At 49.7% G+C, this 13,825-nt stretch carries 14 protein-coding genes; 11 read left to right on the top strand and 3 right to left on the bottom strand.

The window, feature by feature from the left end; translation table 11 throughout:
• Positions 1-10 precede the first annotated feature (10 nt).
• Positions 11-1,030, bottom strand: a complete 1,020-nt coding sequence (locus CBE68_RS13325; protein ID WP_087506596.1) for a Fe(3+) ABC transporter substrate-binding protein — start codon at positions 1,028-1,030, stop codon at positions 11-13.
• A gap of 186 nt (positions 1,031-1,216) precedes the next feature.
• Positions 1,217-2,122 carry a LysR family transcriptional regulator gene (locus tag CBE68_RS13330; protein WP_087506597.1) on the bottom strand — a complete coding sequence of 302 codons (906 nt, stop codon included), beginning with the start codon at positions 2,120-2,122 and terminating at the stop codon, positions 1,217-1,219.
• Positions 2,123-2,277: 155 nt separating this feature from the next.
• On the opposite strand from CBE68_RS13330, the gene CBE68_RS13335 reads away from it, so the two are divergent.
• The 9 genes from CBE68_RS13335 (at position 2,278) to CBE68_RS13370 (ending at position 9,980) form a co-directional block, all read left to right on the top strand.
• The gene (locus CBE68_RS13335) at positions 2,278-2,922 is read left to right on the top strand and encodes a glutathione S-transferase family protein (protein ID WP_087506598.1); all 645 of its coding nucleotides are present in this window, start codon (positions 2,278-2,280) and stop codon (positions 2,920-2,922) included.
• A gap of 21 nt (positions 2,923-2,943) precedes the next feature.
• Positions 2,944-3,876, top strand: a complete 933-nt coding sequence (locus CBE68_RS13340) for a pyridoxamine 5'-phosphate oxidase family protein (protein WP_087506599.1) — start codon at positions 2,944-2,946, stop codon at positions 3,874-3,876.
• A gap of 100 nt (positions 3,877-3,976) precedes the next feature.
• Entirely contained in the window at positions 3,977-4,138 is a 162-nt protein-coding gene (locus CBE68_RS18755; protein WP_158100600.1) for a hypothetical protein, read from the top strand.
• 123 nt (positions 4,139-4,261) lie between these two features.
• A complete protein-coding gene (locus tag CBE68_RS13345) occupies positions 4,262-4,570 on the top strand; it encodes a hypothetical protein (RefSeq protein WP_158100601.1) in 309 nt (102 codons plus the stop codon).
• Positions 4,571-4,708: 138 nt separating this feature from the next.
• A complete protein-coding gene (locus CBE68_RS13350) occupies positions 4,709-6,829 on the top strand; it encodes an LruC domain-containing protein (protein WP_087506601.1) in 2,121 nt (706 codons plus the stop codon).
• A gap of 17 nt (positions 6,830-6,846) precedes the next feature.
• Positions 6,847-7,383, top strand: coding sequence for a hypothetical protein (locus tag CBE68_RS13355; protein WP_087506602.1), 537 nt, complete (start codon positions 6,847-6,849; stop codon positions 7,381-7,383).
• Between the two features lie 9 nt (positions 7,384-7,392).
• On the top strand, positions 7,393-8,415 hold the full coding sequence (locus tag CBE68_RS13360) for a glycosyltransferase family 4 protein (RefSeq protein WP_087506603.1): 1,023 nt from the start codon (positions 7,393-7,395) through the stop codon (positions 8,413-8,415).
• A gap of 40 nt (positions 8,416-8,455) precedes the next feature.
• Positions 8,456-9,358 (top strand): pepsin/retropepsin-like aspartic protease family protein, encoded by a 903-nt coding sequence (locus CBE68_RS13365; RefSeq protein WP_087506604.1) that lies wholly within the window; start codon positions 8,456-8,458, stop codon positions 9,356-9,358.
• Positions 9,359-9,437: 79 nt separating this feature from the next.
• Complete coding sequence (locus CBE68_RS13370) at positions 9,438-9,980, top strand: TlpA family protein disulfide reductase (protein WP_087506605.1); 543 nt, start codon at positions 9,438-9,440, stop codon at positions 9,978-9,980.
• 245 nt (positions 9,981-10,225) lie between these two features.
• Here CBE68_RS13370 and CBE68_RS13375 read toward each other — a convergent pair whose 3' ends face one another.
• On the bottom strand, positions 10,226-11,146 hold the full coding sequence (locus tag CBE68_RS13375) for a glycosyltransferase family 2 protein (RefSeq protein WP_143824564.1): 921 nt from the start codon (positions 11,144-11,146) through the stop codon (positions 10,226-10,228).
• A gap of 63 nt (positions 11,147-11,209) precedes the next feature.
• Here CBE68_RS13375 and CBE68_RS13380 point away from each other — a divergent pair, with 63 nt between their 5' ends.
• The gene (locus tag CBE68_RS13380; RefSeq protein ID WP_229744752.1) at positions 11,210-12,643 is read left to right on the top strand and encodes an O-antigen ligase family protein; all 1,434 of its coding nucleotides are present in this window, start codon (positions 11,210-11,212) and stop codon (positions 12,641-12,643) included.
• 140 nt (positions 12,644-12,783) lie between these two features.
• Complete coding sequence (locus CBE68_RS13385; protein WP_087506607.1) at positions 12,784-13,824, top strand: glycosyltransferase family 2 protein; 1,041 nt, start codon at positions 12,784-12,786, stop codon at positions 13,822-13,824.
• Position 13,825: the final 1 nt, after the last annotated feature.

Consider the following 13,825-nt stretch of genomic DNA (forward strand, 5'->3'; position numbering starts at 1 on the left):
TGCTAAGTTGCTATTTCCAGCCAGCCTTGTCCATCAATCGAACGGCTTGCTGATTGCGCTCTCCAAGCTTACTCAGGTTAACTGCGTCTGCCTTAAACTGCCCCCAAGATTGCAGTGTCGCCGATGGCGCTGCATCGTTAACAACAGGATACTCATTATTCACTTGCGAGTACCAGGCTTGTGATTCAGCAGTAAGCATGAACTCAATCAGTTTGACCGCTTCGGTTTTGTTGCGAGCTGACTGAGTGATACCAATGCCGCTGATATTGACGTGGGTGCCGCGATCATCTTGATTGGGCCAGAATACAGCTAGCGCATTCACCACTTGTTGATCGGCTGGCTTGTCACTATTCGCCAAGCGGCCAAAGTAGTAGGTGTTAGCAATGGCAATGTTACAAACGCCAGCGGTCGCTGCTCGTAGCTGGTCGGTATCGCCACCGACAGGAGAACGGGCCATGTTGGCCACTAAGCCTTTGGCAAAAGCCATCGTTGCTTGGTCGCCCTCAGCTTCCAACATGGATGCAATGAGCGACTGGTTGTAGATATTGCTCGATGAGCGAATACAGATTTGGCCCTGCCATTTTGGATCGGCAAGGTTTTCGTAGCTTGATAGCTGCGCCGGATCAACTTTGCCTTTGACGTAGAAAATCGGTCGCGCACGCATGGTTAACCCCAGCCATTGACCATCTTCATCGCGGTACTTAGCTGGCACCGACTGAGTCACAATATCCGAGCCGTGAGGCTGCAACAGTTGTTGCGCTTTGGCCCGGTAAAGGCGCCCGACATCGGCAGTGACCAACACGTCGGCAGGTGATTTTTTGCCTTCCTTTCGCAGCCTTGAAATCAATGCATCGTCTTTGCCTGTGATCAGATTGACTTGGATACCTGTTTGTTCGCTAAAACGATCCAATAAGGGTTTAATCAATGCTTCTTTGCGCGACGAGTAGACATTGACTTGCTCGGCAAACGCCGAACTGGCAATCAAGCTAGCGAGACAAAGTGATAGCATTGAGGCAAATTTGGTTTTCATAAATGTTCCCTAACAACAGTTCGTTCTGTAATGACAAACCGACAGACCGCGATGTCAGCAGTAGACCGCATCATGGCGCGTTTGTTCGATAGCTTCTGCAAAACGGTGGGGCGGTTGCAGAAATGATTTCGCTAGTCATCTGGCAGATAATGAGCTATACGCAAATGAGAATCAATACACTGTGACTTATTGCTCGCGAATGTACGGATTCACCTTTAATCGCTCAGATGCTAAGTCCAAAAACGAACGGATCTTGGCGTTCATTCGGCGCCCCTCTAGCCGCAATATGTTGACTGGCAACGGTGGTTCTTCAAACTCAGTGAGGATTCGCTGTAGGCTACCATCTGCGAGTTTATCGCCTACTTGATAAGACATCACTCGAGTGATGCCAGCGCCGAGCATTACCGCTTTAATCGCCGCACCACCTTGAAAACAGTGAAGCCTGGGAGAGAGCTTCAATATCTGCTTTTTGCCATCGACCACAAATCCCCAGTTGGCCGATGGGCTGTACATGGTGGGGAAGATAATTTGATGCTTGCTGAGTTCTGATGGCGAGCAGGGGATGCCATGTTGTTGAAAATAGTCTGGTGAACCGACAATGATTCGTCGCACACTGCCGACTTGGGTGGCAAACAAGCTGGAGTCTTTTAAGTGGCCTATGCGAATGGCAATGTCGAGCTCGTCTTCTTGCAAGCTGGTGACGCGATCGGAAAAGATTGCTCGTACCGATACATCCGGGTATCGCCTCATATATTCAGCGACTATCGGCATGACATGCATTTCACCAAACAGAACCGGTGCGGTAATGGTCAGCACGCCAGATGGGGTGGCATACAAACCGGCTGCCGCAGCTTCAGATTCTTCGATGTCATCCAGAATGCGCTTGGCATCAGTTAAGTAACGTTCGCCCGCTTCAGTCAACCTGACATGGCGAGTGGTGCGATGAAACAGCTTTACTTCCAGTCTGTTTTCCAACGCTGCGATAGCCCGAGTAACTGCTGGCGCCGATAAATTGAGTTGCTCGCTGGCGGCGACAAAACTCTTGTGCTTTGCCACTTCAACAAACACCTGCATGGTTTCCAATCGGTCCATTTAACGATTGCTCCGCAGACGACTAATTATTGCAAATAGCGTAATAATTAATTGCATTAATGACCAATTATTATTTGTGTCTTGCTAGCTATAGTGACTCCATAACCTGATGTTGGCTTCATTGCCAACCTGAAAATGACACTGGAGAACCGCACATGAACCCACTTTTTCCACCACAAAATAGCCCCATTCAGCTCTACCGTAATCCGTTGTCGGGACATAGCCACCGAGTCGAGTTGATGCTGTCATTGTTGGACTTACCGTATCAAACGAGTGATGTCGATATGGCCAATGGTGCTCATAAATCGCCCGAGTATTTGGCTCGCAATCCGTTTGGCCAAGTACCTGTGCTGGAGGACAATGGCATTACCCTCGCTGATTCCAATGCCATCATTGTTTACCTTGCCCAACGTTATCAAAGTAATGATCAATGGCTACCGAGTGACCCTGTTGAACTCGCTCAAGTGCAGCGCTGGCTATCGGTCGCAGCGGGAGAGATATTTGCAGGCCCTTGCTCTGTTCGCCTCGAGAAGTTATTTGGCGTGCCATTGGATTACCAAGTGGCCAAGCAAAAGACCTTGGCGCTGTTTGCCGTTGTTGAACCTTGGTTGGCGGAACGCCAATACCTAACGGGAGAGAAGCTTAATCTGGCTGATATTGCTGGCTACAGCTACATTGCCCATGTCGCCGAGGGCGGGGTGAGTTTGCAACCCTATCCGGCTATCCGAGCATGGTTACAACGTATCGAATCGCAGCCGCGATTTGTCGGTATGACGCGCTCAGCCGAACTTGTTGCATAACCAAACGACAAGGAGCCAGTGATGAGTCAACAAGCGTTTCAGTTTCATCCAAGTGAAGTAGCGATCCAGCAGCGCTTGGGAGTGGCCGAGCGAGTTGCCCGCTCAACTAAGGGGTTTATCCGCCCCTACCTGCCTGATCAACACCGTGAGTTTTACGCTCAGCTGCGGTTCATTATCCTTGCTGCGGTCGATGCGCATGGGTTTCCGTGGCCAATTCCAATGTTCGGCCGCCGAGGGTTTGTGTCCTCGCCAGAGCCTCTGGAGCTGATGATTGCTGGCAACTTTGCGTTGCCTCAATTGCTAGGCCCGAAGCTTGAGCCGGGCAGTAAAGTAGGGCTTATCGGCATAGATTTTGTGACTCGTCGGCGTAATCGTATCAATGGTTACGTGCTGGCATCGGATGACACCGGCATCAGCGTGCATGTGGATCAAAGCTTTGGCAATTGCCCCAAGTACATTCAGCAGCGAAATGTAAGCGACGATCGCCGCATTGAGCAGCCTCAAGGCCAGCTGCATCTGAAATCTGCTATTGATAATGTGTCGAAAGCTTTGATTGAGCGTGCCGATACTTTCTTTATTGGTTCTCGGACCGCGTGCTTTAATGACAATTGGCATACCGGCGTTGATGCGTCACATAGAGGCGGTGAAGCAGGATTTGTGTCAGTAGCTGGCAACCGTTTGGTGTTTCCTGATTACAGTGGCAACCGGTTCTTCAATACGTTAGGTAATATTGAAGATGATGGTCGAGTCGGCCTGATCTTTATCGATTTCAACAGTGGTGATGCTTGCTTGGTTGTCGGCAAAGCGAGCATCAATTGGCAACAGGACGACATTGATGCTTTCAACGCCGATAACAGCGGCCCGAAGGCCGAGCGGTTAATCGATGTGACGATTAGCAAACTGACCTATCTGCGCCGACTAATGCCAACTGCAAGTTGCAATCATGATAAATAACACTGTTTTTGGTATGGCTATTTACCTTTTAAAAATCTTTGACTACATTGGGATGGCTAGCTCATAGGAATTGAGTTTCTCACCGCAAAGGATGCGTATTATGAATATTTCTAAAATTCTTGTTCAAGACTGGCTTAACAACGCTGTCGATCACACTAACCCGCAAGCTCGCGTTGATGCAATCGAGCGTATTATTGAGTGCTTTGGTTCATTCGAGCTGGCGGAGCGTTATATTCAAGTTCACGGTTCAGAAAACAGTTAACTAAGCCATTGCCAGTGCGCTCAAACGCTGGTTTACTGCTGGGCTCTTGTTGCACTAATCAATAGGTAGCGTTTGAGCCCTTCATCCACTCAATACACCGCCAATCCTCCTAAGACCGGGTCGTTGTCTTGTCAAATTCCATTATCGAAACTGTGTTTACTGGGATTTCTACCAGTTGCGTTGGCGTACCAGCTCGGTTGGGAGTTGTTGTTTCGATATTTATCCAAGCAAGTCTGGGTCGATGGCTCTGCCACTACCTTAATTGCCTTTAAGCTGGTCAGCGAGATAGTGCTCTACAGCGCCATGCTCGGCTTATTGTGGCGACTTGCTATAACTAAATACCGCTTGGCGATTGGGTCTGTTTCGGTATTGCTTATTGCTATTGTCGCCTACACCGGATTCTACCTTTGCAAATTCATCGGTTGGCTGTAGCGAATGGTGGCTTTGCATTTTGCGAATGGACCATTTCATTTAGTCCTTCCTTGTTTGATAAAGCCCGCTTAATCATCTGCTTACAACATCCGGAATAGTCTGTGCTCTAGTCAGTTCACAAGCAGTGAACGGGACTCAATGATGAACAGAGCATATTCAAAACACATTCTTTACGGCATCGGCTTAGCGTCGGCTATGAGTTGGCAGTCGCAGGCGACACCATTTACCGAATGCCCAACCCCCGCATTCTTAGTACAAAAAAATACCGCCGAGATGTTCGGCGTCAACCTAGCTACCGGCTATTACCAAACCTTGGCATCTAACATGGGCACCTCGGGTAAGGTAAACGCCATGGGCTTCAATTTACATGACAATTACATGTACGGCTGGAGTCGTGAGTTTGCCACCTTGGTTCGTATCGGCGCTGACTATCAAATTGAGCCATTAGCCTTATCGGGCAACGATCCCAAGCTGACGTTTTTCGTCGGTGATGTGTCATTGGCTGAAAACGCGCAGTACTTGTACCAGCGTGGCAGCGGCAAAGGCTTGTATCGGGTGTCGTTGGACGCCAGTGCCACTGATTATTTGCAATGGCAAAAACTGGTCGATGGCGACAGCCTCAATATCAACATTTTTGACTTTGCTTTCCATCCTAACCGTCATGAACTCTACAGCGTTGATAGTAATGGCCGCCTGTGGATGATTGATCCGCAATCTGGCAATGCTAGTCAATTAGGTAACGTCGGCCAAACTGGCACATTTGGCGCGGTATACTTTGATGTTGAAGGCACGCTCTATATTAGTCGCAACAAAGATGGTTTGATCTTCCGGATTGATGTCGATGCTGATCAGCCCGTTGCGGAGCTGTTTGCCCAAGGGCCATCGTCTTCCAATAATGACGGTGCCCGCTGTGCGATAGCGCCAATCGTAGAGCCGGGCTCGGCCGATATCGACTTTGGCGATGCGCCAGCAAGTTACGGCACCTTGTTGAGTGACAATGGCGCTCGCCATCAACTGGCGTCGGCTCAGTTACGCCTTGGTCAGCAAGTCGATGGCGAAGTGGATGCCAAGGCTTACCCTCAGTCTGATGATGCAGGCTTTTGGTTTGACGACGAAGATGGCGTCGTGTTTATTTCGCCGTTGCAAGCCGGTGCTGATTTTTTGATGGTGGTGCAAGCGTCTGCATCGGGATTCGTTAGCGGTTGGTTTGATACCAATGGCAACGGCCAGTTTGATGCCAATGAGCAATTGTTGGCGGATGCGCCTGTGACCAGTGGTGACAATGTCTTTTTGCTGCCGGTGCCAGCCGATGCGGTTGAAGGCGAAACATGGTCGCGCATTCGCTTCAGCAGCGTCACGGGGCTCGCTGCTACCGGCGGTGCGCCAGATGGTGAAGTCGAAGATCACCCCATTTACATATCCGATCAAGATACCAGAGTAAGCTTTTATCCTGGGCTACAGCAGAAAGCAACGTTGGCGTTTGAAGACAACTGGCCAATGGCCGGTGATTATGACCTCAATGATTTGGTGGTGCGATTTCAGAGTCGCCAAGTCAGTGATGGCGAAAATAACATGGTGCGCTGGGAGCTTGAAGGTGAAGTGGTCGCCATGGGAGCGAGCTTTCATAACGGCCTGGCATTTCGGTTGTCCGGGGTAGACCCAGCCAACATTGACCAATCGCTGATTCGTTTTGAGGTCAATGGCGAGTTGCAGTCGCAATCGCCATTGGAGCCCGTTGCTGGCGAAGCAGTGTTGGTGCTGTCATCGGATTTGAAAGCGCATTTTCCTAAGCAAGGTAGCTGTGATTTTTTCCGCACCGAACAAGGCTGCCATGGTAGTGGTAGTTTTAGTTTTTCGCTGCGGGTGCCTTTCAAGGATGGTTTGAGTGCAAATGATTTCCCTGCGGCACCTTACGATCCGTTTATTTTTGCCTCTCAGCAAAGCCGCTCACCTGTGTTCGAGGTCAGTCCTGGCCGTGGTTTAGAGATCCACCTTAAGAACCAACAACCAACGACGATGGCCGATGTCAGTTTGTGGAATCTGTTGGATGATTTTTCTCAGCCCAGCAGTGGCCTGTATTACCAAAGCAGCAACGGCATGCCCTGGGCCATCGTCATTCCTTACCCATGGCAGCACCCGATGGAACGCGTTGATATTAGCGCTGCATATCCGCTGTTTGCGGGCTTTGCCCAGAGTAGCGGCGCGATCAATAGCAATTGGTATTTACCAGTCAATGCCAAACCTGAACTCTTGTATTAATTAAAGGATGCCAACTTATGAAATCGTCAATTGTTATTTATTTCAGTGTATTCGCTCTGCTCGGATGTGGCGGAGGGGGAGGTGGAAGCAGCTCTCCGGCAGCCTCGACATCAACTTCAACTGGAGCAACAAGCAATGAACAGCCATCTAGCACTAAAACTGAAATTGCATCAAGCACACAACCAGAAACAAACAGTGAAACCGAACAGCCAACCGAAGTTGCCAGCGACCAGCTCCAAATCGATGCCAACTTCGATTTTGATCATCAACAACAACTGGCGGTGACCATTGAAACTTCAATGGTTAGTGGTAGTCGCTATTTTGCCACTATTTGTGCCAGAGACCTGACTGCGGCCGACGATCAGATAGCCGCCGACTATAGCCAATGTTTGTGGCAAGCGACCTTGGTCAACGAATCTACCCTGACGACCGTCGTGTTGCCGGCGCATATTCAGCAGCTTGTCACTGAGTTGTGGCAAATCCATCAGGGCCAGTATCAGGTGCAGCGCCAGCCGTTGCAGTTTTACGATGGCGCAGCCACGGTAATGTTTTAGGAGTAGGCGATGGATAAGGTCATTTGGTTAATGCTTGATAGCCGCAATGTTGGTGGTATTGAAAGCCACGTAGGGCAACTGGCGAAAGCGTTGCACTGCCGAGGGTATGATGTTTGGGTAGTGTTTTGGCGGCTTTATGGAGTGGCGCATCCGCTGCGCTCTGAGCTGCAGCAGAGCGGTATCAAAACGCTATTGCTTGGCGGCTCGCCATGGCGTTTTGTTCGCGCCTTACGCCGCTGCAAACCGCGTATTGTTCACACTCACGGCTACAAAGCTGGATTGGTTGGCCGCTTGCTCTCATGGAGTGGGGGCGCGTCAGTAGTGTCGAGCTACCATGCTGGCGAAACACCAACAGGGCGAGTTTGGTTATATGACTGGCTTGATCGTCAGTCTGCCTATTTGTGTCGCGCACGAATTGCAGTGAGCGAAGCGATCGCCGAAAGACTTCCTTGTTCGGCGTCGGTCATCAATAATTTTGTCCAGCCATCTACGCAATCATCCGATGACACCAGTAGTGAACGGCAAATTGCTTTTGTTGGCCGTCTTAGCGATGAAAAGGCACCAGATAGAGTGCTTAAAATCGCTGCGCAGTTACCGCATCAGCAGTTCCACATTTATGGCGGAGGACCGTTGCTGAGCCAATTGCAAAGCAGGGTGCCAGACAATGTTGTGTTCCATGGCGAAGTGGCAGACATGAATCAACGCTGGCCGGCAATTGGCTTGTTGCTGATCCCAAGTCGAGCCGAGGGGCTGCCGATGGTCGCATTGGAAGCCATGGCCCATGGCGCCAGTGTGATTGCATCGCCGGTGGGTGGATTGCCAAGTCTGCTAAGTGATGTCGATGGTTGCTCCTTGCTTGATGGTGATGATATTGCCGGCTGGGCGGCCGCTATTGAGCAGTATCAGCAGCTTAGCGACATGAACAAGCAGCCATTGGCGCAGAAAGCAAAGGCGAAAATTGCGCGAGAATACTCCACCACCGCTATTTTGCCGCAATTCGAACACATTTATGCCGAGGCATTGAAGGGGTAGGTCGATAGCGCTATGGTTGAGCGATACAAACGGGAGCTACATGGTGTTAAACCCCAGACATTTGCTGCTGATATTGTTGGCCATGGCAGGCGCGCTGACTCAGGCTCAAGGCCATGATCCAGCTGATATCGCAATCAATCAAACCGAGACAGGGCGACTTTGGCTGGCCACACGCATCAATGATTTTACTGGCAAAATGCTGGTCGATACCGGTTCGTCAGGCAGTGTGTTGGATCAGAAATATCTGCCACGGATTGGCAAGTACAAAGCCATATCGGTCGACAAAGGCTGGGGTATTGGTGCTAAGGAAAGTCACATTGCCAACTTGACCATTGAAGTTGGCAGTTTTCAAGTGGCCGGCGAAAGTACCGCCAAAACCCATATCAGCGTCCATGAGAATGTGATTCCCGATCCCGAATTAATTGGCATTATTGGTATTGATGCCATTCAGGCGCTTCGCTCAGGTATGCAGTTTTCAGCCGAAAGCATCATCCTGACCAATCATTACCAAGCCAAAAATGACCGCCGACAAAGCACCGCAATGGCACTAAAGCATTCATCCCTAGGGATGATGTATGTAGAGGTAGAGATTGAAGGCCAACAAGTTGGCTTAATCATTGATTCAGGTGCTGATTACACGCTAATCAACAGCGATTCGCTCGGTGCTTTGAAGCTTGAATCAAAGGTGTTAAAAGGCGCCTACACCTCTGATATCAACGGCAACCGGCTAGCCGTTCGGCAGGTAAACCCAACCAATATCGCCATGAATGGCAATCCCATTCGATTTTCTAAACTATTGGCTGTGCCGCTGTCATCCGCCATCCAAAATCAATCATTCTCAACAAACGTGGTGGGAGTGATAGGGCTTTATGACTTAAAGCGTCTGAAGGCGTATCTCGACTTCGACAGTGCGAAACTACATATTCAACATGGGGCACGATGATGGCAGGACTGCTTTGTTGACCCCCTGTAGTAGTGCCTAGCTAACTGACTTTTAATTCTCTGACAGATAGGACGTCTCGATGAAAAAACTAGTATTACTGTTATCCCTGCTCTTCGTTGGCTGTGTTTGGGGACAATCATATGAAGAGAAAGTTGCCATGTCTAAAGCTCTCATCGGCAAGCCAGTTCAATCGCATGCGTTTTACACACTCGACAAACAGCCAATTACCTTTGCCAGCGTTAAGGGCAAACCAATTGTCGCCTATTTCTTTGCGTCATGGTGTGCTCCTTGTTACGAGGGGTTGGAAAACTTGCACAAAGCAACTGAACTAACCCAATCGGAGGTGGAGGTTATTGCCGTATCACTCGACGAAGATTGGGACAAACTTCAACGAATGCTGATAAAAACAGGTTTCTCTGGGCAGGTATGGAAATCGGCTGATGCGGAATCTGCGCTCCGCCGGCGATTGTTTGCCAACTTCAGTGGCTCTCTTCCTCACATCATCAGAATAGATAGCCAAGGAATATTGGTTGAAGGTGGCTCGCGAGTAAAAACCACTGCGCAATGGGCGGCTGTTATCAGCCAAAAGGCGACGCTACGTGAGGCGAGTGAACTTTACTAACTCTCTCAACTGCAATTAATAAAGACAATCGCTTGATGATATTAGGATTATTAATCACCAACGGTGCCTTGTCTGACTCATTGCTAAAGTGTTACTCCACATCCTGGGAGCAATGTAGCGATACGACCCTAGTGCTATACCCCTGATTCAAAGTAATCCCAATCGAAACTTCTTATTCTTGAGCGTTCATATGCCGTTCTCTAGTTTGCACAAAGGTAAGACAATCAGGTAGTGCTCATAATTTTTCATTGGGGTTTAAGTAACGCTACCAGTTCCTTGGCCTGACGCTTGTTGGGCTGTAGTAGCAACGAGCGCATTTTGGCTTGCACGGCTTCACCAAGCCGATGAGATGCTTGTGCCAGATCGGCCTTGGCACTGGCGATACGCGCTTGGGCACGCCGCTTGGCGCGCTTGTCACTGTCATCGAGTTTGGCTTGATGGCGTTTGTAGATAAGCTCCAATGCTTGGATTCTTGCACCTAATTTGCTGCTCTCTGAGCCGGCTCTCATTAGGTAAGTCATATCGCAACTTGCGCAGAAGCTCACGCCACCAATTGCTGCTAGCTTGAGCCACAAATCCCAGTCTTCTGCCGATGGCAAGGACACATCAAAACCGCCAACCTGCCAGATCGCCTCGGTTGAAACCATCACAGTTGAGGTGCCAATACAGTTGCAGGCAAATAGAAATGACAGCGGCTTATTCAGGGAGCGGAATTCGCCGTTGGCGCTTTGTAACTCAGTCAGTTGCCAGTAATCAAAGCAGCTGCCTAAATCTTGCCCTTGCTCGTTGACATGGCGGTAGTCAGTGAAACTCAGCAGTTGCTCGGGGTGTTGTTGGTGGTGGCGCAACTGGCGGCTTAGTTTGTCATAGGCCCAAACATCATCGGCATCTAACATTGCCAACCACTTACCATTGGCAACTTGAATGGCGGCATTACGCGCTGCGGCGGGATGATGAACACAAACCGGCAGTAATCGAATTCTCGGATCTTGCTTAGCTTGAGTTTCGATCCATTGACGACTGCCATCACTTGAGTCGTCGTCAGCAATAATCAGCTCCCAGTCCGTCATGTTTTGTGCTTGGACACTGGCAACGGCGGCTTTTAAATAGGTCAGGCAGTTGTGATTGGGCATGATCACGCTGACAAGTGGTTGGTTGTTGTTCATAAGCACCTCGGCACTGTAATTGCTTTGTTGTGGCTATCAACCCGGTAATGAGTGTTCATTTGCATGATGCAATCATTACCAATGAGGAGTGCAGAAGCTGTGCCAAATAGCATCAATGAACAACACCAAACGCAACTTGCTAATCAACTCGTCACGCGTCGTAGTGCTCGGTTTTCGGTTGGTCTATGGGCGCTGATGGTGCTGATTGCTGTTGCCTGGTATGCATTGCCTACGCCTTTAGTGGCAGTGACTCTGGCGCTATTACCGATTGTTATTTGGCCGATGCTGAATTGGCCATTTGGCATGGTGCTGGGTTTTGTCTTGCTGTCATTCTTTCGCTTACATGAACTGTATCCGCCTTTGATGGCGTTGCGTCTGCCACAGCTATTTGCCTTGGCGGCATTGGTATCGATGGCTTGGCAGTTGTTGGTGATTCGCAAAATGCAAATCTATTGGAATCGCGACTTTAACTGGTTGATTGGCTTTTTTGTGTTTTGCGCCATTGGTGTGTTGCTCGCCAGTAACCGTTCGGTTGCCATGGCTTATTTCAATGGCGTGTTTAGCAAGATAGCACTGATGACCATCATCATTGCTTGGTTGCTGCGAGCACCGAGCGATTTTAAACAGGCCGCTATGGCTTTTATTATTGCTGGTAGCTTGGTTGCTATGGTGGCGCTGAGTAATGCCGCTGCCGGTATTGAAGTGGTTGAGGGCAATCGTGTCACCATCGGCCGCTCGTTTGGTTCGACCCTGGGCGATCCCAATGATTTAGCTTTGGTGCTGTTGTTTCCGCTGGGCTTTACCCTAGGTTGGTTGCTCCATGCTCAAGGTTGGTCTCGGTTGATGACGCTGGTTGCCTTGGTATTGCTCGTTATGGCGATATTGGCGACCCAAAGTCGCGGTGGCTTATTAGGCGTGATGACAGTCGTTGGTGTGTTTGCTTGGCGCCGAGTGCAGAACAAAACCATGCTGCTGCTTGTTGCTGGCGTGGCGTTGATGGTGTTATTTGCCTTGGCGGGAATTGATCAGCGCTCATCGGGTGGAGCGGCAGAGCAGGGCATTGATGAGTCGGCAATGGGCCGGATCTACGCTTGGCAAGCGGCTTTTTCGATGGCCTTGCATTCGCCGGTAAGCGGCGTTGGGCTCGATAACTTTTATGCCAATTACTACTTTTATTCAAGTCATTGGGATGGCAAAAATCATGCGGTTCACAGTACTTGGTTTGGCATTCTGGCTGAAACTGGCTTTGTTGGCTTGGCATTGTTCATCGCGGTGTTGTGGCGCATGGTGACTCGCATCATCAGCGTCGCGAATATCAGGGCGCAACATCCGGCAACGCTGATGGTGGCAGAGTCGGTGCTAGCCGGTTTGCTCGGCACCGTGGTCTCCGGCACCTTTCTCACGCAGGGCTTCACCTGGCCTTTTTACATTTTCTTCGCCCTGATCCTAGCGCTACGCCAATCCATCAATCAGCAAAATAGCGATTTTGCAAAATGATAATTGCGCGATTGGTGTACTCATTAATGAGCATTGAACTTGTTTGTAACTAACTAATAATTATCAACTAATTACTTCTGGCTTAGTGCTTGCTGTGGGTTGCTAAGGAATAACTCACAAGTTCAACGGGGAGCCAGTCGATGACAGCACCGGCATTACGCAAAGAGCAGGCTAAGCAGGTAAAGCAGATTAACCCGCCTGCGGTCTCCATCATCGTACCGATTTACAATGCAGAGCAGTGGTTAAGCGAATGTCTCGATTCGTTACTCAATCAAACCTTAGACTCGCTCGAAATTGTTTTGGTACTCGATGCACCAACCGATAACAGCCTTGCCATTTGTCAAAACTACATCGCTAAAAATCCAGGTCTGTTTACCTTGGTCAGTTTGGCGACCAATCAGGGCGTGTCGGTTGCTCGTAATCACGGGCTCGATGCGGCATCAGGCCAGTACATTGGCTTTGTTGATGCCGATGACTGGGCACACCCGCAGATGTTTGCCAGTTTGCTCGCTACCCTTTCCGAGCAAACAGCCCAGCAAAAGGCCGTTTGGGCCCGTTGTGATATGTGCTCATTTGATGATGACCGCAGCGATTCGAAATTGATGGATTTACAAGCTCAGTTTGCCGATACCTTTTTGACCAACAAACTGTTTGCTGCAGATGTCATCAAGCAACATGGTCTGCGGTTTTATCCTGATGTGATATTCGAAGATGAAGCCTTTATCTACTTATTGCGAATGCTCGAAGGACCGGCTGCTCGCTGCGACGGCCAATACTATTGGTACCGTTTGAACCCCAATGGCCAGTGTCGTGATGAATCGAAGCACCGCTTTAACTTGATGGATAAGCAGGCAATGCTCAGTCGCTTGTTGGCTGAAGTAGACTCACGCCAATTACTACCGGCGCATCGAGATTTGCTGCTGGAGTGTTTAACTAATCATGCCTTGAGTGCCTTGTACTACCCCATTGGCCATGCCGAACGGGTAGCATTCTTTCGCTTTATTCAGTTTTTGATTAAGCGCTACCAGCTACTGCCAGCCAACCGGCTCCTGCAACATCATCAACACAACTATGTCATCAGTCGCTTTTTTCGCTTCATTCGCCAGCCACTTTGTTTGGCGCCGCTCGCATGGTGGTGTCAGTTGCGGCTGCGACTGAATCAACTGGCCAATCAATCCTGAG

Origin of the sequence: Neiella marina, assembly GCF_002165625.1 — a bacterium.
GTDB classification, from domain to species: Bacteria; Pseudomonadota; Gammaproteobacteria; order Enterobacterales; family Neiellaceae; genus Neiella; species Neiella marina.

Coding starts and splice junctions, on each gene's coding strand:
- CBE68_RS13325 (WP_087506596.1), bottom strand. CDS start 1,030: ATGAAAACCAAATTTGCCTCAATGCTATCACTTTGTCTCGCTAGCTTG.
- CBE68_RS13330 (WP_087506597.1), bottom strand. CDS start 2,122: ATGGACCGATTGGAAACCATGCAGGTGTTTGTTGAAGTGGCAAAGCAC.
- CBE68_RS13335 (WP_087506598.1), top strand. CDS start 2,278: ATGAACCCACTTTTTCCACCACAAAATAGCCCCATTCAGCTCTACCGT.
- CBE68_RS13340 (WP_087506599.1), top strand. CDS start 2,944: ATGAGTCAACAAGCGTTTCAGTTTCATCCAAGTGAAGTAGCGATCCAG.
- CBE68_RS18755 (WP_158100600.1), top strand. CDS start 3,977: ATGAATATTTCTAAAATTCTTGTTCAAGACTGGCTTAACAACGCTGTC.
- CBE68_RS13350 (WP_087506601.1), top strand. CDS start 4,709: ATGATGAACAGAGCATATTCAAAACACATTCTTTACGGCATCGGCTTA.
- CBE68_RS13355 (WP_087506602.1), top strand. CDS start 6,847: ATGAAATCGTCAATTGTTATTTATTTCAGTGTATTCGCTCTGCTCGGA.
- CBE68_RS13360 (WP_087506603.1), top strand. CDS start 7,393: ATGGATAAGGTCATTTGGTTAATGCTTGATAGCCGCAATGTTGGTGGT.
- CBE68_RS13365 (WP_087506604.1), top strand. CDS start 8,456: ATGGTGTTAAACCCCAGACATTTGCTGCTGATATTGTTGGCCATGGCA.
- CBE68_RS13370 (WP_087506605.1), top strand. CDS start 9,438: ATGAAAAAACTAGTATTACTGTTATCCCTGCTCTTCGTTGGCTGTGTT.
- CBE68_RS13375 (WP_143824564.1), bottom strand. CDS start 11,146: ATGAACAACAACCAACCACTTGTCAGCGTGATCATGCCCAATCACAAC.
- CBE68_RS13380 (WP_229744752.1), top strand. CDS start 11,210: ATGATGCAATCATTACCAATGAGGAGTGCAGAAGCTGTGCCAAATAGC.
- CBE68_RS13385 (WP_087506607.1), top strand. CDS start 12,784: ATGACAGCACCGGCATTACGCAAAGAGCAGGCTAAGCAGGTAAAGCAG.